This window comes from Sphingopyxis sp., from assembly GCF_025869345.1.
Lineage (GTDB): Bacteria > Pseudomonadota > Alphaproteobacteria > Sphingomonadales > Sphingomonadaceae > Sphingopyxis.
Window position 1 is genome coordinate 16606 of sequence record NZ_JAOZVW010000075.1, and the last position, 22021, is coordinate 38626.

14 protein-coding genes and 1 tRNA gene are annotated in these 22021 nt (G+C 65.9%); 7 read left to right on the forward strand and 8 right to left on the reverse strand.

Annotated elements, in window-relative coordinates; all coding sequences use genetic code 11:
- Positions 1–152: 152 nt before the first annotated feature.
- From OJI97_RS08455 to OJI97_RS08485, 7 genes are all read right to left on the reverse strand, one after another.
- Positions 153–3164 (reverse strand): TonB-dependent receptor, encoded by a 3012-nt coding sequence (locus tag OJI97_RS08455; protein WP_297662618.1) that lies wholly within the window; start codon positions 3162–3164, stop codon positions 153–155.
- 497 nt (positions 3165–3661) lie between these two features.
- Positions 3662–9346, reverse strand: a complete 5685-nt coding sequence (locus OJI97_RS08460; protein ID WP_297662619.1) for an autotransporter domain-containing protein — start codon at positions 9344–9346, stop codon at positions 3662–3664.
- 181 nt (positions 9347–9527) lie between these two features.
- Entirely contained in the window at positions 9528–10634 is a 1107-nt protein-coding gene (locus OJI97_RS08465) for a helix-turn-helix transcriptional regulator (protein ID WP_297662620.1), read from the reverse strand.
- Between the two features lie 167 nt (positions 10635–10801).
- Positions 10802–12130 (reverse strand): alpha/beta hydrolase, encoded by a 1329-nt coding sequence (locus OJI97_RS08470; RefSeq protein WP_297662621.1) that lies wholly within the window; start codon positions 12128–12130, stop codon positions 10802–10804.
- A 177-nt stretch (positions 12131–12307) separates the two neighbouring features.
- Complete coding sequence (locus OJI97_RS08475; RefSeq protein ID WP_367184758.1) at positions 12308–12736, reverse strand: FAD-dependent oxidoreductase; 429 nt, start codon at positions 12734–12736, stop codon at positions 12308–12310.
- A complete protein-coding gene (locus tag OJI97_RS08480) occupies positions 12624–13901 on the reverse strand; it encodes a M20/M25/M40 family metallo-hydrolase (RefSeq protein WP_297662623.1) in 1278 nt (425 codons plus the stop codon). Before OJI97_RS08480 ends, OJI97_RS08475 begins: the two co-directional genes overlap by 113 nt.
- Positions 13902–14049: 148 nt before the next feature.
- A complete protein-coding gene (locus OJI97_RS08485; protein WP_297662624.1) occupies positions 14050–15900 on the reverse strand; it encodes an alpha/beta fold hydrolase in 1851 nt (616 codons plus the stop codon).
- A gap of 101 nt (positions 15901–16001) precedes the next feature.
- On the opposite strand from OJI97_RS08485, the gene OJI97_RS08490 reads away from it, so the two are divergent.
- The 4 genes from OJI97_RS08490 (at position 16002) to OJI97_RS08505 (ending at position 18440) form a co-directional block, all read left to right on the forward strand.
- Positions 16002–16388 (forward strand): hypothetical protein, encoded by a 387-nt coding sequence (locus OJI97_RS08490; protein ID WP_297662625.1) that lies wholly within the window; start codon positions 16002–16004, stop codon positions 16386–16388.
- On the forward strand, positions 16385–16783 hold the full coding sequence (locus OJI97_RS08495) for a hypothetical protein (protein WP_297662626.1): 399 nt from the start codon (positions 16385–16387) through the stop codon (positions 16781–16783). Before OJI97_RS08490 ends, OJI97_RS08495 begins: the two co-directional genes overlap by 4 nt.
- A gap of 54 nt (positions 16784–16837) precedes the next feature.
- Positions 16838–17902, forward strand: a complete 1065-nt coding sequence (locus tag OJI97_RS08500; protein ID WP_297662627.1) for a tetratricopeptide repeat protein — start codon at positions 16838–16840, stop codon at positions 17900–17902.
- A 79-nt stretch (positions 17903–17981) separates the two neighbouring features.
- Positions 17982–18440, forward strand: a complete 459-nt coding sequence (locus tag OJI97_RS08505; protein ID WP_297662628.1) for a hypothetical protein — start codon at positions 17982–17984, stop codon at positions 18438–18440.
- Positions 18441–18781: 341 nt separating this feature from the next.
- On the opposite strand, the gene OJI97_RS08510 is transcribed toward OJI97_RS08505, so the two are convergent.
- Positions 18782–18855: transfer RNA gene (locus OJI97_RS08510), tRNA-Cys, on the reverse strand.
- A 242-nt stretch (positions 18856–19097) separates the two neighbouring features.
- Here OJI97_RS08510 and OJI97_RS08515 point away from each other — a divergent pair.
- From OJI97_RS08515 to OJI97_RS08525, 3 genes are all read left to right on the forward strand, one after another.
- Entirely contained in the window at positions 19098–19760 is a 663-nt protein-coding gene (locus OJI97_RS08515; RefSeq protein ID WP_297662629.1) for a protein-L-isoaspartate O-methyltransferase, read from the forward strand.
- Between the two features lie 55 nt (positions 19761–19815).
- Positions 19816–21309, forward strand: a complete 1494-nt coding sequence (locus OJI97_RS08520; protein ID WP_297662630.1) for a TolC family outer membrane protein — start codon at positions 19816–19818, stop codon at positions 21307–21309.
- A 157-nt stretch (positions 21310–21466) separates the two neighbouring features.
- Positions 21467–21859, forward strand: coding sequence for a DUF2497 domain-containing protein (locus tag OJI97_RS08525; protein ID WP_367184759.1), 393 nt, complete (start codon positions 21467–21469; stop codon positions 21857–21859).
- Positions 21860–22021 lie beyond the last annotated feature (162 nt).

Sequence of the window (22021 nt, forward strand, 5' to 3'; positions counted from 1 at the left end):
CAAAAGAGCCGCGCCCCGAGCAGGATGACACCAATTGAAATCGTCATTGCGAGGAGCGAAGCGACGCGGCAATCCAGAGCTTGCGTAAACCGCTCTGGATTGCTTCGCTGCGCTCGCAATGACGAAGTGGGTCAATGTAACGCCATCAGACTCTAGAAGTTGAAGCGGATACCGGCCGCGTAGCGGGCGAACCCTGGCGACACGAAGGTCACATTATTGCTGCTTCGCATATGCGCGCGCCGCCCCTCCCCGGTCAGGTTGATCGCCTCGACGAAGGCGGTGAAGCCGGGGATGAATTCATAGCTCGCGCTGGCGTCGATCTGCCAATAGGCCTCGACATAGGTCGGGTTCGGCCCCGTCGATTGCAGGAACTTGTCGCGCCAGTTCCACGCGACGCGCGCCTGCAGCCCGCCCTTGTCGTAATAGGCGACCGCGTTGGCGCTGTCGGAAAGCCCCGTAAGCGCGAACTGCGGCACCGACGCCGGCTGCGTATTGTCATAGACCGCGTCGCCGTTGACGATCGTGTAATTCAGCAGAACGCCGAAGCCGGTATCCCAGAAGCTGTGCTGGAGCGCGAACTCCCAGCCGTTCAGCGACGCGGTCTGATCGCTATTGATCGGCTGCGTGATCTGGAAATTGAGCAGCGGATCGCCGGGCGCGCTGTTGATGACGCCGACATAGGTGCCTGGCCCGCCACCGGTGATCGTCACCGTGTCGGGATAATGTTCGAAGATATATTGGCGGATCTGCGACACCGTCGCCCCCTGCCCGATCGCGGCAACCGCGGCGTTCCAGCGCGGCCCGTTCACCGGGGTGGTCAGTCCGAAGGCCGATGTATCGACGCGGGTGGTCGAGATGAAATTGCTGACATCCTTGTGGAACCAGCCGACCGACACATAGCTGCCGGGCGCGTAATACCATTCGGCGGACAGGTCGATATTCTTCGACTTATAGGGGACGAGCCCCGGATTGCCCTGTGCGCCGGTGCCGCCGCCGACGCGGAACAGCGTGTCGAGCGTGCGCCCGCCCTGCATATTGGCATAGTCGGCGCGGGTGATCGTGTGGCTGTACGACGCGCGCAGCTTGACGTCCTGCAGCGGCGAGACGTCGAGGTCGAATGCCGGCAGCCAGTTTTCATACGAGCCCTTGAAGCGCGTGAAGTCGCTATCGCCCGACAGGACGATGTTGAATTCATTCTCGCCCACCCAGCGCGTATCGACGGGGACCGGCACCAGCGCCGCCGACGAAATATCGGTGCTTTCGTAGCGCAGTCCGGCGACGAAATGCGCGGGATTGTCGAACAGATCGAATTTGGTCGCGACCTGCACATAGGGCGCCAGCGTCTTTTCGGTGATGCGCCGGTCGGTGTTGTAGGCCGCAATGCAGGTGCCGGGGACCGCCTGCGCGCCGGTCAGCGGGTTGCTGCACGTGCCGTAGAGGCTCTCGATCAGGTCGGCCATCCGCTCGAAATCGAACGAATAGAAGCTCTGGATCATCCCCGGCTGCGCGAGCCCGGGGAATTTGTCGGGCAGCGTCTGGAGCGTGAAGATGTCGTCGGGAATGTCCGACGCGGGCCCCGCCCCGCCCCAGGTGTCGTTCTGGATCGTGCCGAAGGCGGACCGCACGTTATTTTCGACATAGGATACGCCGAAATCGATACTGTCGAGGAAGCCGCCCTCATGGTCATAGCGGCCGTGCAATTGCACCTGGTTGATCTCGTCGCGGAAATAGGCGGCGCGGAACGCATTGCCCGTCGGCTGGATCAGCGCGGCGTTCAGCGGATCGATCCCCGGATACATTTCGTAGGACAGGACCGGCAGGTCGTTCTCGAAATTGATCATCTGGTTCTGGATGCCGAAGATCGCGTTGCCGACCGACATGCTCGACCCGAAGCGGTTGACCGGCTTCACCGTCGCCGTCGAATGATGCGCGTCGAAGTCGATCGTCACGCCGTCGTCGCCCTGCCAGGTCAGGTTGAAACCCAGCGAGCGGTTTTCGGCGCGGTTGTCGCTGAGCGCGCCGCTGTAGGACAGATCCTTGCCGCTGTTGAGCGTCGTCTCGCTCGGCGGCGCGGCGGGCGCCGCAAAATGTTCGGAATAGAAAATCGGCCCCGCGACCGGACCGTCGGTCCACGCGCTCGTCGTATCCTCATGGTTGAACCAGATTCCGACATTGCTGTTCCGCGTCTGCACCGTGTTGCGCGAATAGGTGTAATCGAGCGTCGCGGTCAGCCCATCGACGGGGCGGAATTGCAGCACCGCCTGCCCGTTGATCCGTTCGCGGTCGATGTCGTTGAGATCGTAGGAGCCATTCTGCGGCACCTGATAGACGTCGTCCGGCCCCGGGCGGTTGGTGATGTTGTCGAAGCGCGGATCGCCGGGGAAGGCGAGCCCGCCCCACATATTTTCATCGGACCCGAGATAGCCGTCGCGCCAGCCGACATTGGCCTGGTTCGTGCTCGACTTGCGCTTCTGATAGGAGCCGGTGATCAGGATACCGATCGTGTCGCCGGCGAACGTCGTGCTGAAGATGCCCGAGATTTCGGGCGTGATCGGATGGCCTTCGTTGCGCGACGAATCATAGACGCCCTTGACCGAAAGGCTGCCGTGCATCCCCGGCTTGTCGAGCGGGCGCGGGGTGCGGATGTTGATCGTCGAGCCGATCCCGCCCGATTCGACGGTCGCGCGGCCGCTCTTGTAGACCTCGACCGCGGCGATGCCTTCGGACGCGAGGTTGGCGAAGTCGAACGAACGCGACGAGGGCGCGCTGCCGCCGTCGCCGATGATCGCGGTCGGCATCTGGCGGCCGTTCAGCGTCACCAGGTTGAATTCGGGGCCGAAGCCGCGAACGGTGACGGTCGAGCCCTCGCCGTTCGAGCGGTCGATCGACACGCCGGTGATGCGCTGAAGCGATTCGGCGAGGTTGGTGTCGGGGAATTTGCCGATATCTTCGGACGAGATCGCATCGACGACGCCTTGCGCGTCGCGCTTGATCGCGGTCGCCGATTCGAGGCTGGCGCGGATGCCGGTCACGACGATCTCGTCGCCGCCGCCAGTGTCCGCCGGCGCCTCCTGCGCCATCGCGGTCTGTGCCGCCCCTATCAGCGACAGCGCCGACGTGCCGACCAGAAGCCTGGCGAGCCAATGCCTGTGCGAAGCCTGCATCCTGAACCCTCCCGATTGAGCCGCTCTGATGACGGCGTTTTCATGTGAACGTTCACCTAAATGATAACGTTCCCTTTGTCAATGCGTCGACGGGCTCTCCATGGAGGAAACGCCGGGAGGGATCGATCGTTTCATAAGGGGGAGAAGGCGCATCGACCCACCCGGAAATCGATCAAGAAAATATTGAATATAAATGATTTTACAAGATTGCGCCGACGGCGCGCCCGCAATCCCCCGTCGCGCGGAGCGGCAACCGTGAGGCGGTTGCGATTACGAATGCAATGCGCAATCGGCCGATCACCTCTTGGCCCCATATGGAAAGGGCCCGCCAGCAGGCGGGCCCTTTCAGGCCTCCGGCACATGACGTGCCGGAAGCCCATCCTTCCGCTCAGGGTCGCAGCGAGCATCAGGATATCGTCTGTATCGGATGGGGCCGGAGCGATTGACCATGCTCCGGCCCCGAACCGCGTGTCCTCCATCCAACCGGGGTAGTGTGGTCAGAAGGCGATCCGCGCGGTTATCCGCACACCGTGCGTGCTGCGATCCGACGCGAGCGTGCCGCTGTAGGCGGCGCCGATCCGCAGATTGCCCGCGCTGTAGTCGAAGCCCGCCTCGACCTCGGCCGAGCTCTTCGGGATCAGCGTGCCGAGCAGCGCGAAGCTGCCGCCGCCGGTCGCGAAGCCGGCCAGCGCCGCCGCCCCGCGATCGCCCGACGCGCGGTTCCACGCCGCCGACAGATAGGGCTGGAAGCCCGGCTGATCGGCGTTGAGGCGCGCCCGGGCGCCGAGGCTGAGGAAGGTCGTTTCCTGCTCGGCCTGGGCGAGCGCGAGCGCGGCATTGCCGCCCGTCTCGGCGAAGGCGTCGCTCTTGGTGCGGACATGCGCGATCCGGGCGAAGGGGGTGAGCGCGAGGCTGCCCGTCTTCACATCATATCCGGCCTCGGCGAACAGTTGCAGCGTGTTCGCATCGCGGTTCGATTCGAGCGTCTGCGCAAGCGGCGTGAAGCCGATCGTGCGCACCGTGTCGACATCGTGCCAGCCATAGGCGAGCCCGGCCGCGCCGCGGAAGCCCGCGCCGGTGCCGTAGGTCAGATGCGCGGCCAGATATTTGCTGTCGGCCTTTGCCCGGTCGCTGCGGCCGCCGAAGCGGAAGTCGGAATTGCCGATCCCCGCCGACAGCGCCGCGGCGAAGCCCTTGCCGCCATAGCCGATGCCGGTCACAAAGCCCTTGTGGTCGCTGTCCATCGCGAAGCGGCCCGCCTTGGCGTCGAAATCGCCCCAGCCGCCGAAGGCCGAACCCCAGACGAACAGGCTCGCCTCCTCCGGCCCCGTCAGCCCGTAGAGCGCATTGCGCAGGTGACGGCTGTCGTCGGTGAGGCCGCTGATCGTGCTCGCGAGAATTTCGCCCGACAGATCGCCGAACGCCGTCTGCGCGCCCGCCGCATTCTGGTTCACCACCGCCTCGAACAGCGGATCGTCGATACCGCGCGCCTGCACCGCGGCGGCGGCGCCCGCCTGGTTGAAGCCGATCGCGACATCGGCGAAATCGACGTCGTTGCGATAGAGCGACAGCGTCACCGCCGTGGTGCTGTAGCGCAGCAGCGGATCGAGGAAGGCGAGATCGCTCGTCACCGAACCGAAGGTGCCGTCGATGCCGCCTGCGCCGGTGACGATCACATAATCGGTGCGGCCGTTGTAGTCGCCGTCTTCGGCGAGCACCGCGACGCTCGCGCCGCTGTCGATCGTGACGGTGCCGGTCGCATCGACCCGGTCGCCCTGGCCCGCGGCATTGACCTCGACTTCATAGATCGAGCCCGCGGCGAAGGTCAGGTCGCCCGCGACGGTCAGGCGGCCGATCGAGTTGCCCGGGGTCAGCTTGCCGTCGCCGTTGATCGTCGTCGTCCCGACGCTGCCGTTGCCGCCGAGCGCGCCGCCCGCGTTCACCGTGACGTCGGAGACGATCGAGCCGTTGACCGCGAGCTTGCCGCCGTCAACCGTGGTCGGGCCGGTGTAATCGCTGTCGCCCGACAGGTTCAGCGTGCCGTCGCCCGTCTTGACGAAGCCGCCGCTGCCCGAGATCGCGCCGGCGAACTCGCTGTTATCGGCCTGATCGACAGTAAGCTGGCTATCGCCGAGGACGACCTGGGCGTCGCCTTCGCCCGCCAGGCCGCCGATCGTCTGGTCGGTGCCGGTGATGTCGAGCGAACCGCCTTCGCCGAGGTTGAACTCGGTTTCGGGGTCGATGATGCCGCCGATGCGAACCGCGCCGCCGAAGATGTTGGTGACGCCCTGGAAGGCATAGTCGCCTATGAAGGTCAGCGTGCCGGCGCCGCGCTTGTCGAGTGTGCCGCTACCCGAGAAGGCGCCGAGGAAGTCGTAATCGTCCGACCGATTGAAGACGAAGCGGCCGTCGTTGACGATATTGCCCTCGAAGCTGCCCTCGGTGCCGCCGGCGCCGAGCTCGAAAGAACCGTCGCCTTCGGTGACGACGTCGCCCTGGAGCAGGCCGGTCAGGACCAGGCCGCCGTTCGAGACGATGGTGCCGCCGGTGTGGCCCACCGTATCGGTATCGACGGTGAACACCGCGTCGCCGATCAGTTGCAGCTTGCCGCTGCCGCTGATCGTCAGCTCGTCGAGGTTGGACACGGTCTCGTCGTCGCCGAAGTTCAACACGAGGAGGCCGTTGGTGACGACCGACGCGGTCAGGATCGGCGAATCGGCTTCACCGCCGACCGTCACCTCATTGACCTGAAGCGCCGCGCCTTCGTCGATCGCGACCTGGCCGAACTCGCCGACCACGCCCGCCGTCGACCAATAGCCCGCCGCGACCTGCAATTCCTCGAACCCGGCCGCCGCAGTGAGTTGCTGCGCCTCGGTGAGCTCCAATATGTCGCCGTCGAGGGTCAGCCGGTCGGTGCCTTCGCCCGCATCGACGAGGCCGTCGATGGCGCTGCCGGTGCGCAGGGTCACAGTGTCATCGAAGGCATCGAGCTGAACCGCAACCCCGCCCCCGCCGGTGAGCGTCCCCGAATTGGTGACGGCCGCCTGGACATGGGCGGTAATCGCGGCGCCCTCGGCGCTCGAAATCGTGCCGCTGTTGGTGAAGATGCCGGTCAGCCCGTCGGGGTCGGCGAGGCCGCTCTGGATCAGCACGCCGCCGACAGTGCCGTCGATTGTGCCCGCATTCTCGACCGAACCGCCGCCCGACAGGATCACGCCGAAGCGGTCGCCGCCGATCGCGCCGCCGTCGCTGTTGACGACGCTCGCCGTAAAGTCCGCAGCATCCTGTCCGTCATAGGCGAACATCGAGACGCCATCGGCCAGCGCGCTGCCGGTGCCGGTGATCGCGCCGCTGTTGGCAACGCTGCCGCCGCCGATCAGGCGGACGCCGTCGTTCGATTCGCCCGCGATCGTCCCGCTATTTTCAACCTGGGTGCCGATAGCGAGGCCGACCAGTCCGTTGACGTCCTCGTCGAACTGATAGGCGGTGGTGATCCCCGCACCGGCGCCCGAGATGGCGCCGCTGTTGGTCACGCTCGACGCGGCGGTGGTGATCGTGATGCCCGCATCGGGCGCCGCGTCGAAACCGTCGTAGGTGCCTTCGCCGCGGACCGTGCCCGCATTGTTCACGGCGAGCGTGCCGGTCGCGAAGGAATAAATGCCCGACGTCGCGCCGGTGATCGTCGCGCCCTCGGCATTGGTGACCGTCACATCGGCGCGCGAACCCTGCGACACCGCGGCGCCGAAATCGCTGACGATCGTGCCGCTGTTCTCCAGCGTGGCGGTCGACATGTCGCTGCCGAAGCCGACGCCATAGCCGTCGCCGCCGCTGCCGCCGAGGTCGCCAGTGCCGTGGATCGTGCCCGAGTTGACGACGCTGGCGGTCAGTCCGCTGCGATCCTCGTTCGGGTCGGAGTTGAGCGCCGTTCCCTGGATGAAGACGCCGCCGGCAACGCCCATGATCTCGCCCGCATTGTCGACGGCACCGCCGCCCGACAGGATGATGCCGAAACGCTGACCGGCGATCGAGCCGCCTTCTTCGTTGGTGACGAGTGCGCCATAATCCTCGTTCGCCTGATCGTTATAAGCATACATCGAGACGCCATCGGCCAGCGTGCTGCCAGTGCCGGTGATCGTGCCGCTGTTGGCAACGCTGCCGCCGCCGATCAGGCGGACGCCGTCGTTCGATTCGCCCGCGATCGTCCCGCTATTTTCAACCTGGGTGCCGATGGCGAGGCCGACCAGTCCGTTGACGTCCTCGTCGAACTGATAAGCGGTGGTGATCCCCGCCCCGGCGCCCGAGATGGTGCCGCTGTTGGTCACGCTCGACGCGGCGGTGGTGATCGTGATGCCCGCGTCGGGCGCCGCGTCGAAACCGTCGTAGCTGCCCTCGCCGCGAATGATGCCCGCATTGGTTACCGCGAGCGTGCCGGTCGCGAAGGAATAGATGCCCGACGTCGCGCCGGTGATCGTCCCGCCCTCCGCGTTGGTGACCGTCAGATCGGCGCGCGAACCCTGCGATACCGCGGCGCCGAAATCGCTGATGATCGTGCCGCTGTTCTCCAGCGTGGCGGTCGACATGTCGCTGCCGAAGCCGACGCCATAGCCGTCACCGCCGCTGCCGCCGAGGTCGCCGTCGCCGCGGATCGTCCCCGAATTGACGACGCGCGCGGTCAGGCCGCTGCGATCCTCGTTCGGGTCGGAGTTGAGCGCCGTGCCCTGGATATAGACGCCCCCGCTGCCGCCCCGGATCGACCCGGCGTTGACGACCTCGCCGCCGCCCGAAAGGATGACGCCAAAGCGGTGCGCCGCGATATCACCGCCTTCTTCGTTGGTGACGAGGGCGCTGTAATCTTCGTTCGCCTGGTCGGTCTGAGCGAACATCGAAATGCCGTCGGCATAGTCTGCGATCTGGCCATAGATCGTGCCGCTGTTGGTCACGCTGCCCCCGCCGATCAGGCGGACGCCGTCATCGCTCTCCCCGATGATCGTGCCCTCGTTGACGACGCTGGTGCCCGTCGCCCGGCCCTCGAAGACCCCGGGGCCGACCTGGAAGACGCCGGTGGTGATGCCGAACTGGCCACCCTGGATCGTGCCGCGGTTGGTGATCACCGCGTCGGCGGTGAGGATGTTGATCCCGGTCTGTGCGTCGCCGCGGATCATGCCGTCGTTTTCGACGACGAGCCGGCTGGTGTTGGCTGTGATGGCGACGCCGCCCGAGGCGATTTCGGCATCCTCGGCATTGTTGATGACAAGATCGCCCGTCGACTGGCCGACGATGCCGAGCGCCTGTCCATTGATGATCCCGCCATTGTTGATCGTCGCCGTATCGAGCGAACCGCCCGCGACGACGCCGAGCAGGCCGAGGACAACGCCATTATTGTCGAGGGTCGCGCTCCGCCCTTCCTGTGCCTCGCTTGCCCCCATGACGATGCCGATCGGAGTCGTCCCAGCGGCGGGATTGAAGCCGCCGGTGCTGCGGACCAGGCCGTCATTCTCGATCGTCCCGCCGCCCTGCAGCAGAATGCCGAAGGTCTGGCCCTCGATCGTGCCGTCCTCATCGTTCACGATCGACCCGATGCCGGTCGCATCGGGGGCGATCGCATCGGCGAACTCGATGATGGAAACGCCGATGCCACTTCCGTATGTGCCGCCATTGACGTTGTTAAAGCCCTGAATAAGGCCGCTGTTGGTGACGCTGCCGCCACCGATCAACCCAACGCCGGAGCCGCCTTCGCCGAGGATCGTTCCGCTGTTGATGACGCTGGTGTCGGCGGCCAGCGGTTGCGGCGGCAGTTCCTCACCCGCCTCATCCTCGCTGAAGAAAAGGGTATTCACGATGCCGTGAGCCGCGCCGGAAATGGTGCCGCCGTTGGTGATCGACGATCCCGGCTGGGCGATGACGATCCCGCCGCCGGGCCGGCTGTCGATCGCGCCGGAGAAAGCCCCGTTACCGCGGATGGAGCCCTGATTGTCGACGATCACCGGACCATTGTCGGCATAAATGCCGATTTCCCCGCCCACGACCTCTTCACCCTCGCCGACCGAGATTTCCAGCGGGTCGGGTTGGTCGTTGTGGATGCCAAAACTGTCCTGCGCCTGCGCAGCGGGCGTAAGCTGCAGGATCGAGAGCCCGGCGATCGCGCTCGTTGCGAGCAGGCGCGATTTTGAAATATTCGACATGACGTAGTTTCCCCCTGGTTCTGAAAGTCCGAGCGAAAGGGTCTCCGCAAGCGCACCGCGCTCCGGCCTCCCCTTGTCTGCAATGTTCGTCACGACCCCCGTGATCGACGGCCTACTTAACCGCTTAACAACAGCCGTAATTTATCCGCCGTCTTGGCGTCATCCCCCGGCGGGGGGGTCCTCACGCAAAAAATGGTGCCAGCCGGCGCATCAGCGCCGCCTCCCCATTGACGCCGCATTTCTGATAGATTTGCTTGATCTGGCCGCGCAGCGTCTCGCCCGTGACGCCGCGTTCCTCGCTGATTTGCGCCCGCGCCTTCCCCTCGAACAGCCGCAGCGCGATATCGGCTTCCGCCAGGCTCAGCCGATAGATCGCCGACAAATAGGCGGTCACCCCCGCGCGGTCGCGCTTCGGGGCGTTGACGACCAGGATGGCGTGGGGGAGCTTGCCGAGCGACCATTCGCGCTCGGGCAATCGAAAGCCCTCGATCATCAGTGGTTCCGATTCATCGGTCGCCGCGAGCATCGTGCGGACATGCGGCGCGCCGCCATCCGCCAAAAGCCCCTGGATCAGGGCGCGCAGCGTATGCGGCGCCCCGTCGGCGTCGATCGACGAACCCGCGCGCCGCACCGCGCCGGACTGCAACAGAGCCTCCGCGCCGACGGTATGGGCGAGCATATGGCCGCGCGCGTCGAGAATGAAGGCGTTGATGGCGATCGCGTCGAAGGCGCCCACGAATAAGTGCGCCTGATGCCCCTCGAGCTTCTCCTGCAGCCGCACCGCGCGCCGCGCCGCGACGGCCGCCTCCGCAAAGATCCTGCGCTGGACCGGAGTGGTCCGCCCGTCGCGCCGGCTGCGTAGCGTCGACAGCCCGACGATCCCGAAATCGTCGATGACCAAATTGGTCTGGCAGCCGAAGGGAATCCCGACTTCCTCGCACCATTCGATATAATCGCGCGACGCGAGGCTCGGGATCACCTCGTCATAATGCTCTTCGTGCAGGATCGGATCATAATGTCCGCGGGCGACCTGGCGGTTCGAGGCCGCGACGCGGAAATTGGCCGTTTCGCTGTACCAGTCATGGCTTTCGGGCTTCTGTATCATGGCGGGCGTGAAGCTGGTCACCATGTTGAAGGGGATATCCCGCCCCGCGCCGACGCCGATCAGCTGTCCGCGCGAGGAACCCGTGCGGCTCGCCATCGTGTCGAGCGCGCCGAGCCATTTGCCGGGATCGAGCGCCGCATCGAGAAAAAGATCGTCCCAATCATAGGGATGTCGCTGCCGCATCCGCTTTTCTACCCCCGTCCGCGCGACTGCGGCGGGTGGTCAATCCGCGCGCGTCGCAATGGCATTGCCCCATCCGATCCGCCCCCCGGCGGATCCGTGACAGGCCCTCATGCTATCGGCTGCGGCCCGAAAGCGTCCATCCCGGAATGTATGGTGGTTTCAAAAAATCATGCCGGACCAAGCGCATCGGCGACATGGTCGGGATGGGAATAGGCCAGCATCTGACCGGCGCCCTCGACCCGCTGCAACGGCGTATCGGGCAAGCGGGCGCGCCAATAGCCGATCGCCGCTTCGGGCGCGTGGAGCACATAATCCGCCGCCTGCACGATGCGCCACCGATCCTTGCCGGGCAGCGGCGCGACATCGAAACCCGTCGCCCAGGCGCGCTGCTCCTCGACATAGCCGCGAATGCGCCCGCGCCCGAAATCGCGCGTCGCGCGCAGATAATCGGCGATGAACTGCGGATCGCTTTCGGCAAGCGCGAGGTCGGGGGCGCTGTCGCGGAACGAGCGGATCATGCCGTCGCGCAGCCGCGTCGCGGTCCCGAAACGGGCGAGCGTGCGGATCGTCAGTTCGATGAGGGCCGGATTCGCGGCGAAACGCCGCTTGACGATGCCGAGCGGGCCGCGATCGTGCGGCGTGTGCGCGATGGCGGGCGTCGGATTGACGAGGATCGCACGATCGACGAGATCGGGGTGGCGGTGCGCCAGGCTCACGGCCGCCTGCCCGCTGCCCCGCGCGATCAGATCGATCCGTTCGATACCGAGCGTCCGGCACAGCGCAGCGGCATCGTCCGACGCCGCGCGATAGGGCGGCGGCTGATCGCGCGCCGCGTCGCTATCGCCGAACCCGGGACGGTCGATCGCCAGCGTGCGGAACCCCCGCCGCCACAGCGCGCGCACGAGGCGGGTCGGCGGCGCCCGGGCGGTGATCGTGCTGTGGAGGATGAGGACCGGCCGCCCGCCCGCGGGCCCATAATCCGAATAGGCGACCGTGCGGCCATCGACCAGGATCGACGCACCGGGAAGAACATGGCCGCCGAGGATCGACACTTCGGGTTCGGCATCGACCTGTCCGTGCGACAGGGCGGCCGAAACCAGACGCACGATTTCCGCCGCATTGCGCGCGCCGAGGATCAGGTGGATATTCTTCATCTCGGCATCGACGACCGCGTCCGACAGCCCCAGGGCCTCGCCGATCTCCGCGCGGCTCTTGCGGACGGCGATCGCGCGGGCGATCGCGAACTGCCGGTCGGTCAACCCGAAAAGGTCGTGAAAGGCGGCGCCGACGTCCCGGTCGTCGCTCATCGCGAGCGTCTGTCCCACCAGCATGGGAATCGTATCGAGCCCGCACTTCGCCTTGATCTCCGCGAGCATGTTGCGCGCCGATATATAGGAACACCCCATCACCCGCGCCGCCTCGCGCAGGCCTCCGGTTTCCACCAGATGCCACAGAAGCGCCGACTGGCGATCGGACAGCGCGAATATCCGGGCCACATCGCCACGCGAGGCGTGATCGCCGCGGCCGGCTGCATCGCACAAGGAAGTGGTCATCGGATGATCGGCGCCCCGCTTTGCCCCGCCTTCAGTCCACACGATTCCCGGCTGGAAAACAAGCCGCGAAAGCGGCCCCTCCCGGACCGGAAACCCGTCCCCGGCCCGCCCATTGCGCTTTCATTGGACCGGCGATGGCGGTCGATCGGGCGGAGGATGGTCTCGATGCCGCCGTTGGAGGCGCTCCACGGCAAGGCCGGCCTGATCGACGCCCCAATCGGCCAGGTCGGCGGGCCAGTCGCCGCCGGTGATCAGCGCCTCCGTGGCGGCCGCCATGGCAGGGGCGGTTTGCAGACCATAACCGCCCTGGCCCGCCAGCCAGAAGAAGCCTTCGGCATCGGGCGCGAAGCCGGCGACCGGAACGCGGTCGTGCGTGAAGGTGCGCAGCCCCGCCCAGCTATGGCTGCTCCTCTCGAACAGCGGAAGCCTTATCGGGTCATTGGACGCCCGCGGTTGCGAGCAGGATGCCGAGGCCGACGCTGGCGCCATCCACGCTTTTCGTCTTTTCGACGTCGATCCATTCGTCGAGCGAATGCGCGCGCTCGGCATGTCCGCCCGAACCGATCGTGATCGCGGGGATGCCGAGGCTCATCGGGATATTGGAATCGGTCGAGGAATAGGATGCGATGGGGGTCAGCCCCTTGGCGCGGATGATCGCTTCGGCACTGCGCACGACCTCGGCGGCCGCGGGCGTCTGACCCGCCGGGCGATCGCCGATCAGTTTGACGTCGGCGGTCACCGGCCCCTCCTTGATCGACCGCGCGGCATTCTCGTCCTCGACGCTCTTCCTGACGATCGCGAGAAAGGCCTGCTCGACCTTGGCGAGTTCCGCCGGGTTTTCCGAACGCATGTCGAATTCCATGAAGACCTCGTTCGGGATCGAATTGACCGAAGTGCCGCCACCCGTGACGCTGGCGGAATAGGTGGTCTTGGGCTTCGCGGGCACCGGGATCTTGTAGAAATCGACGACTGTCCGGCTCATCGCGACCATCGGATTGACGAGGCCGAAGGCGCCATAGCTGTGCCCGCCCGGTCCCTTGTAGGTGATGCGGTAGCGCCGCGACCCGACGCCGCCGGTGACGATGCGCGCCGGATCGGTGCCATCCATCGAGATGAAGGTCTTGATGCGGTCCTTATATTTGCCCTTGGCCATCATGTAGCGGACCCCGCGCAGGTCGCCCGGGCCTTCCTCGCCGACGTTGCCGACGAAGACGATATCCCGTCGCACCTTGACGCCGCTCTCCTTCATCGCCCGCGCATAGGCCAGCAGGACCGCCAGGCTGCGGGTATCGTCGCCGATGCCCGGGGCGTGAAGCTGCGTGCCTTCGCGGCGAACCTTTATCGGTGTGCCTTCGGGAAAAACCGTGTCGAGATGCGCCGCGATCATCACGACCGGGCCGCCCGCGGGTCCGGTACCGCGATAGATGCCCGTGACATTGCCTTCCGGATCGATTTCGACATCGCTCAGCCCCGCCTCCAGCAGCATATCGCGATAGGCGGCGGCGCGCGCGGCTTCCTTGAACGGCGGCGCGGGAATCTCGGTGAGTTTGACGATCTCCGCCACGAGGCGGTCATGATCGCGGTCCAGAATTTTGGCCGACTCCTCATAGGCCTTCGTCTTCAAGACCGCTTCCGGCCTTGATGGGTCCGCCGCCACGGCCGCCTTGGGCAAGAGCAGCATCGCGGCCAGGGGAATGAGAGCGGTGCGTCGCATGAAAATCCTTTCGCCGGACAGATTGCCCTTGTCTCTGAAGGCCTCGCGAAAAGCGTGTCAAGCGAACTCACCGCAATCGCATCAGAAATAATGACCCCAAAACCGTCCTGTCCGCGGCCGTCGACCGGAACGCCGCGTCGCTCGAGCCCTACGCCGTCAATCGGCGGACGATCAGTTCCGGGTCGGCATAGGCCAGAAGGCGACCGTGCTCCGGCAAGGTTTCAAATTCGGCCTGCGGCAGAATCTCTTCCCAATAGGATCGGACCGAAGCGGGGTCGGACAAGGTGTCATGAGCGCCGATCAGCACCGACCAGCCGGCGCCGTTCACCGGATAATCCACGGTTTTTCCGCGCGCGAAATAGATCTGCTCGCGCACATAGCCTTCGAGTCTGCCCGTCGCGAGCATCCGGACAGCGCGATAATAATCGTCGATCACCTGCTCGTCTTCGAGCGAAGCCTCGTCGGGCGGGCTCCCCCGCATCGCCTTTTGCAGCGCCTTGCCGAGATAATCGCGCGTCATGGCGCGCGCCAACAGACGCGCCGCCGGAAGGATCAGTCCGGGCCTCTGCCGATAGGCTTCCTTGAACGAGCCGAGCACCCCCCAGCGGCGTTCGTCGCGGGCAGAGATCGGATCGGGATTGACGAGGACGACCTTGCCGCAGCGCTCGGGGTAAAGGCCGGCGAACGCGACCGCCGCCTGCGCGCCGCCGCGGCCGACGATATCCGCACGCGCGATCCGCAACCTGTCGAACACCGTCGCCATATCGTGCGCCGCTGCCGCGAAGGGATCGGCATCGCCGCCGTCCGCGGGGGTGGGCGATGGATCGGTCAACCCGAAGCCCGGCCGGTCGATCGCGAGAACGCGGAAATCTTCGCCCACGAGCTTCGCCACCAGATGCCGCGGCGGGTGGCGGGTGGTCATGCTGCTGTGCAGGATCACCAGCGGGCGTCCTTTCGGATGACCATATTCCGAGATGGCGATGCGCCGGCCATCGTCGGAATGAAGGACGCGAAGCGGTTCCGCGCTGCTGTCGAGCCAGCTCATGCGCCCATGGCTGGCGCTTACGAGCGCCTGGGCCACGGTGGCGATGCTGATCGAGCGGGCCATTTCCGCCGCGCTCGACACGCCAAGGGTCTGAAAGACGATGTCGGTCTGTTTCTTGACCGTGGCTTCGGAGAGACTCATGGCCCGCGCCGTCTCGGCCCGGGTCATTCCTTGTGCCAGCAGCATGGCGATTTGCGCCTGCCTGGGTTTCAGGCCCCAACGGTCGACAAGAATCGCCGGCGCCGCATCGCCCGCCGGGAAGACGCCGAAGGCGAGGAGCGACAATCGATACAGCAATCCGGGGATTCGCCGCGCGCCGCTCTTTGCGAGCGCCGCCGAGATGCCCGCGCGCGCGGTCGTGTAGCTGATTCCCATCGCCGCGGCGGCCCTGCGAATAGTCCCCGCACGCAACGTCGCCTCGATGATGCGCGTCTCGAGACCGCTCATCCCGAAGGCCAGGCAAGCCCTTCGCAAGGGCCGCTCGGGGACGGCCGGCGCGGCGATGACCAAAGCTTTCTCGGCGGGGTTCTCGTCCAGGGTTCGGGCCACCGCTTCGGGCAAATCCCAATAGGACGCTTCAGACGCCGCGACATAGACGATGACGGACGAATCGCCGCTGTCGACGTCTCCTTCGACGAGCTTCACGCCGCCTTGCCGCTGGACCGCTCGCACCGCGTCCCAGTCGATCTCATAGGCGACGTCGGACGCTTCGGCGCCCGTAGGGTCCAGCAGTCTGCACGAGCCGGTGTCGGCGATCGCCAGGGTCAGCGCGTCGCCGTCGAAGAGCGAGGTGGCGCGGAAGTCGTGCGACGCATCGAGCGCATGGAAATAGGCTTCGAGGGCATCGGGCTCGGCTCGCGCCTTCGCCAGCAGGCGTTCGGGATCGCTCAGCCAGTCGAGGGCATAGTCGGCCGCTGCCGCACCCTCCTGGTCTGTCGATTCGCGCTGCGTCATCCTCCTAGCGTTAGCCTTCCGGCGACTACCCTACAAATGGGGATATGCGGCGCGCCGGGAGGTCATCATTTTAGGCCGAAATTTAAGGGTTTGCAGGGGGAATGGCGAAGGTCTGGACGATAGGTGCGGGCGCACTTGCCTTGCTGACGGGCGCAGTCGCTGCCGATGAGGGCGCGGCGAATGCGGGCGAGGGGACAGCAATATTCTACTGGTGCAACGCGCTTCCGTCCGGACCCGCCATGATCGTGCGGCAGTCGCGCATCTTTCGCGTGCGCCTGACGCGCGACGAGGTGCCTGATGCCGGGGAGGCCCGCGATGCGTTCCGGCGCGACCTGGATCGCTGGGGCGTCGCCGGCATCGGGATCCTCAACTGCCTCGGCCCCTTTGATACGTATCGGGAGGCGGCGGGCGACCGCGCGCAGAAGGCGAAAATGGGGCGGATAGCCGGCTGGACGGTGGTGTCCGCCGATGAAGGGGGTCGAAGATGAAAATGGGTAAACGCATCGTGACGCTGATGGCCGCCATGGCGGCCGTGAATGGCGGGTCGGCCGTGGCGCAGAGCGGCTTCTCGGACTGGTATTACTACAAAGAGAGCGATGGCGTCCAAGTCTATTATGCCGTGCGCGTGGACCGCGACGAGATACGCGTGGCCTGGAAATGCGTGAACACCGGGGACGAGGTCCGGGCCTGTTCGATCGGTGCCGGGGGCGACAAAACTTATTTCTGCCGTCGCGATGGCGTCGCGGCCGGCATCACCACATCGCTTGGCGAGCGCGCCACCTTGGACGCGATCAGCGAACATGTCTTCCCTTCCGACTTCGCGTGCCGCGGCAAGGGCGCGACCGACGTGCAGCCGTCCGCGCGTATCTCGATCGAGCGCTGACCGACCGGGTCGAACGCAGCGGAAGCTTCCGATCAACGAGGGCGGGGTAAGATCATGAATTCAGCTTTTCATTATGCGGGCGCGTTGTTGGCCGGCGTTTGCGCAGTCGCCGCCGTCTCCATGGCAGAGCCTGCGATTGCGCAATCGGCATCGGCCCCCCGTGACGCCTTGGGCATCGCCGCCAACCAGTGGCTTCGGCTTTCCTCGCCCGAACTGCGCGCGCGCGCCGGGCTGCCGGGCTCGGCACCACAGATACTGGCAGCGGCCGAGCAAGGAGATCCCTATGCTATGGCGCTCATATCCAGCGCTTATGCGACGGGCACGGGTGTGCCCGAGACCCCGTCCGAAGCGCTTCGCTGGGCACAGCGTGCGGCGGCCACCGGGCTACCATACGGGATTCATGTGCTGGCCCTCGATTATTTATATGGCACGGGCGTCCCTGTCGATCATGCGCGATATCTAGGGCTTTTGCGACAGGCAGCCGATGCGGGGTCGATCCTCGCCGCCAGTGGATATGCAACGGAAAATTTCGTCGGCAAGCTTACGCCGAGAAATTGGGCTGTGGCAAAGCAATATGCGAAGATCGGAGCCGAAGGCGGAATAAAGGAGAGCAAGATGATCTACGGGACATTGCTCTTCGACCGTTCGATCCCCGGGACCGACCCTGTCGCGGCCGCCAAATGGGTTCGGGCTGCGGCGAGCGACGGCTATGCTCTCGCGCAGCCAGCGGCACGCGCGCTCCAGATTCAGGATGAGTTTTCCCAATCCGCAGCGAAGCTTTTCGTATCCAGTTTCGGCAATTCGCTCGTCGGGGGCCATACGCTGTCCGCCCGGGCGGAAGATCCCTGCGTGACGCGGCTTGTCGTCGACAAGGACGGGACCACGGGCGTGTTCCTCATCAACTGGCAGGAAACCTCGGTCGCGACCGCAGGCGACAGCTTTCTCAATTTGACGGGAGCGATCCTGAACGGCACCGACCGCATCGGCGGCGACATTCGCAACAGCTTCGGCTTGTCGCTGCACCGCGACCAGCTCGACGTCCCCGGCGAACGCGACCGTATGTTCGGACTGAGCGTCGCGGCGCGCGCCTTGTCGTCCGTCTGTCATTCGCTTGGATGACGCGAAGCCATCGCTTTCGTGGATATCTGAATCCATTGTGAGAAACTTCGGCCCGGTAGTATCGATTCAGGGGGACATGATGAGGACATTCGCAAATATTGCCCTGCTCGCACTCGCGGCGGCTTGTCCGCACGTCGCGCAGGCCGAGGTCTATGCCGCTTGCTTCTATCAGGACGGCAATACGGGAAAATACCCGATTACGCAGCTTTTCACGCTCGAAGACGATGCGTTGAAAGACGGTTACAACGAATATACCAGAGAGAAGACAGCGGCTTGGGAGAAGAATGCCGTCAAGCAGATAGACCAGGTCCGTCCCATCGCGGGTTATTATGGCTACAGTTTCGTCGGCCAGTTCGTGAAATTCGCCGAGGATGAGAAACACGAGCGCGGTTCGTGCTGGATGACGACCGACAAGGCGCATGCGTTCGGATGGTATCGGCACGTGATGGCAATGGGGGATCGGGACAATCTTTCGATTGCCGGCTGGCGCCCCTCGAAAGGGACGGTCCTCAAGGTGGAAGAGTGGCCGCCGATGTAGGCGCAACGGCTGTGGCCGTCATGGCCGCGCGTCAGGACGTTTGCGACGAATCCGGCAATCAGCGGGCCGGTCATCCAACGGAAGGGGCCAGGGCGGATCGACGCGGCCGCCCCGCCGCGCCGGCTGCTCGGCCACGAACGACGCGCAAGCCAGCGGCCCCTAACTGCCACTACGAACCATTTTCCCATCGGTGGCTGCAAAATGTCGCCCAGAGACTCTGGTCCTTATCGCGCTCCTTTCCGAGCCAAGTGCTTTGCAGAGACTCGAACCGGGTGGGAGAGGCGCGAAATTGCGCCGCCCGGCGGTCAAAACCGTATAGTTCTGGGTTCGATGAATATGGTTGGAGGCCCGAGCCGGAATCGAACCGGCGTATACGGATTTGCAGTCCGCTGCGTCACCACTCCGCCATCGGGCCTCAGGCGCAGATTTGCGTGGAGAGAGCGCCCCTAGCGATTTCGCTTCGCACTGGCAATGCGATTATTGGGCGATCGCCGGCGATTGGCATCGATCCGCAGCAATGCGGGCTTGGCGGTTCCCCCGTTGCCAGCTATTGCGCGGCGCAAGTTGACGGCAGCGCTGTATTACTATTGCAATACAGCATGGCATGGGCTAGGGCTGCGCGCAACGCTTTGGGTCCAGAGAATCGGAAATCGGATGATGGCGACGAAATTGAGCGAGATGGGGGCGGCCGACATGCGCGCCGCGATGATCGACAGCCAGCTTAGGACGAACGACGTCATCGACCCCGCGGTGGTCGGCGCGATGGGCGCGGTGGCGCGCGAGGCGCATGTGCCCGCGGCGCTCGCCGGCGTCGCCTATATGGACCGCGCGATCGACCTCGGCGGCGGCCGCGCGCTCAACCCGCCGCTCGTCACCGGCCGGTTACTCGTCGCCGCCGATATCCGGGCCGGCCAGCGCGTGCTGCTGATCGGCGGCGCCACCGGCTATACCGCCGCGCTGCTCGCGCGGCTCGGCGCCGAAGTCCATGCGGTCGAGGAAGCGGCCGGCCTGCTCGCCGCTGCGCGCGCCGCTACGCCGGGCGCGGCCATCCACTGGACCGAAGGCCCGCTCGCCGCCGGCGCGCCGAAGGCCGCGCCCTTCGACCGCATCGTCATCGACGGCGCGATCGAGGTCTTGCCCGACGCGCTCGCCGCGCAGCTCGCCGAGGGCGGACGAATCGTCGCCGCGCAGCGCGACGGCAGCGTGACGCGCCTCGTCCAGGGCGTGAAGACGGGCGGCGCGGTGGCGCTCCGCTCGTTCGCCGACATGGACGTGGCGCCGCTTCCCGGCTTTGCGGCGCCGAACAGTTTCCGATTCTGAGGGGCTTTCGATTCTGTCGGCTCTTCTTCCTCCCCGTTTCAGGCTGAACATCCCAATGCACGACAAGACAGATATCGAGACAGGCCGCCGCGCCCGCTGGCTTGCCGGACTGGCGCTGGGGGCGCTGGCGCTGGCCGCGCCGGCGCACGCCGAAACGCTGCAGGGAGCGCTCGCCAAGGCTTATGAGAACAACCCGACGCTGACCGGCGCGCGCGCGGGCCAGCGCGCGAACGACGAGAATGTGCCGATCCAGAAAAGCTACGGGCTCCCCGACGTCGGGGTGCAGGCGAGCTATGACGAAAATGTCATCGTGCCGGGCAACAGTTTCAACGCCCCCGGGCGCTCGCTGACGGCCGGCGGGCAGTTGACGGTGCCGCTGTATCAGGGCGGCGCCGTCCGCAACGCGGTGAAGGCCGCCAAATATCGCGTCGAAGCGGGGCAGGCCGACCTCCGCGCGACCGAGGCGAGCATCTTCTCGCAGGTCGTCGGCGCCTATATGGACGTCATCCGCGACATCGCGATCGTTCAGCTCAATCAAAAGAACGTCGCAGTCCTCAAAACCAATTTGCAGGCGACCAGCGACCGCTTCGAGATCGGCGATCTGACGCGCACCGACGTCGCCCAGTCGCAGGCGCGGCTCGCGCTCGCCGAAGGCGATCTGCGCACCGCCGAATCGAACCTGATCCGCAGCCGCGAAACCTATATCAAGCTCGTCGGCGATGCGCCGGTCGACCTCCAGCCGCCGCCGGCGCTGCCCAACCTGCCGGCGAGCGCGGAGGACGCGGTCGCGATCGCGCTGAACAACAACCCCGACATCGATTCGGCGAACCAGCTGCTCAAGGCGAGCGACGCCGATATCGGCACCGCCAAGGCGACGCGCGCGCCCAAGGTTTCCGCGATCCTGAACGGCGGCTACAATAATTATCTCGGGTCGCTGAACAGCGGCGTCGAAGGCGTCAGCGTCCTGCAGGAAACGTCGAGCGCCGCCGCGGGCGTTCAGGTCACGCTGCCCATCTTCACCGGCGGCCGCCGGTCGGCGCAGGTCCGCCAGGCGCAGTCGCGCAGCAGCCAGGCGATCGAAAATTATGTCGCGGTCGAACGCGACGTGATCGCCCAGACGCGCGGCGCCTATGCCGCGTGGCAGGCGAACGAGCGGATCATCGCGGCGACCGAGCAGGCGGTCGGCGCCAACGGCCTGTCGCTGGAGGGCGTGCGCGCCGAAAACAGCGTCGGCACTCGCTCGATCCTCGACATATTGAATGCCGAGCAGGAATATCTGAACGCCGAGGTCCAGCTCGTCTCGGCGCGCCGCAATTCCTATGTCGCCGCTTTCTCGGTCCTCGCCGCAATGGGCAAGGCCGAAGCGCGCGATCTGGGGATCGAGGGCGGCGCGCTCTATGACCCGGAGGCGAATTACCGCCGCGTCAAGGGGCAGATCTGGGACTGGGCCGACGATCCGAAGCCGCAGCAGGTCGCGACCGACACCAAGGCCGTTCCCGCCGCCGACGCGACCGTTCCACCGGCGATCGACACAGCGCTCCCCCAATAGATTTCGGCACAATAAGCTTGGCAAAAGCCGTTTCCCGCCGGTAGGATGATGGTTAACCGCCCTTGAAGGGCAACCCACGATGGCGTGGGGCCCGGATTCGTGGGGTAAGGGGGCAAATATGGGCGATCTGTCGCGAGAGCCGTCTATGGAAGATATCTTGTCGTCGATTCGGCGGGTGATTGCCCGCGACGAGGCACCGGGCGCGCGCATCCAGCGCGGCGGCGAAGACGTCCTCGACCTTCACGACGAAGAGGCGGACGAGGCCGAAGAGGCGGCGGCGGCGATCCCGACCCCCGCAAAGCCCACCGAAGAGGAACTGGTGTCGGCGGCGAGCGCCCACGCCGCGCGCCAGTCGCTCGAAGCGCTGAACGCGGCGGTCTCGCCGGCCGCGCCCGCGGCATCCGCTCCCGCGGGGGGCCGCACGATGGAAGAGGTCGTGCTGGAAGCGCTTCGCCCGATGCTCAAGGACTGGCTCGACGCCAATCTCCCCGCGATGGTCGAGGCGATGGTGGCGAAGGAAATCAGCCGGATTACCGGGAAGAAATTCTAGGGTCGTACGATCATCCCTGTCGCGCAGCGATGGGGATGATTTTAGAGTCCCACGCGTTAAATCGACACCACCTCCATTCCGTTCGTGTCGCGGGGGGGGGGGGGGGGCCCCCGGGGGGGGGGGGGCCGGGGGGGGGGGGGGGGGGGGCGGGGGGGGGGCGGG

What these genes read in the sequence shown, in the direction of transcription:
- OJI97_RS08455 (WP_297662618.1), bottom strand. Translation starts at nt 3,164, where the DNA reads ATGCAGGCTTCGCACAGGCATTGGCTCGCCAGGCTTCTGGTCGGCACG.
- OJI97_RS08460 (WP_297662619.1), bottom strand. Translation starts at nt 9,346, where the DNA reads ATGTCGAATATTTCAAAATCGCGCCTGCTCGCAACGAGCGCGATCGCC.
- OJI97_RS08465 (WP_297662620.1), bottom strand. Translation starts at nt 10,634, where the DNA reads ATGCGGCAGCGACATCCCTATGATTGGGACGATCTTTTTCTCGATGCG.
- OJI97_RS08475 (WP_367184758.1), bottom strand. Translation starts at nt 12,736, where the DNA reads ATGCCGAGCGCGCGCATTCGCTCGACGAATGGATCGACGTCGAAAAGA.
- OJI97_RS08480 (WP_297662623.1), bottom strand. Translation starts at nt 13,901, where the DNA reads ATGCGACGCACCGCTCTCATTCCCCTGGCCGCGATGCTGCTCTTGCCC.
- OJI97_RS08485 (WP_297662624.1), bottom strand. Translation starts at nt 15,900, where the DNA reads ATGACGCAGCGCGAATCGACAGACCAGGAGGGTGCGGCAGCGGCCGAC.
- OJI97_RS08490 (WP_297662625.1), top strand. Translation starts at nt 16,002, where the DNA reads ATGGCGAAGGTCTGGACGATAGGTGCGGGCGCACTTGCCTTGCTGACG.
- OJI97_RS08495 (WP_297662626.1), top strand. Translation starts at nt 16,385, where the DNA reads ATGAAAATGGGTAAACGCATCGTGACGCTGATGGCCGCCATGGCGGCC.
- OJI97_RS08500 (WP_297662627.1), top strand. Translation starts at nt 16,838, where the DNA reads ATGAATTCAGCTTTTCATTATGCGGGCGCGTTGTTGGCCGGCGTTTGC.
- OJI97_RS08505 (WP_297662628.1), top strand. Translation starts at nt 17,982, where the DNA reads ATGAGGACATTCGCAAATATTGCCCTGCTCGCACTCGCGGCGGCTTGT.
- OJI97_RS08515 (WP_297662629.1), top strand. Translation starts at nt 19,098, where the DNA reads ATGGCGACGAAATTGAGCGAGATGGGGGCGGCCGACATGCGCGCCGCG.
- OJI97_RS08520 (WP_297662630.1), top strand. Translation starts at nt 19,816, where the DNA reads ATGCACGACAAGACAGATATCGAGACAGGCCGCCGCGCCCGCTGGCTT.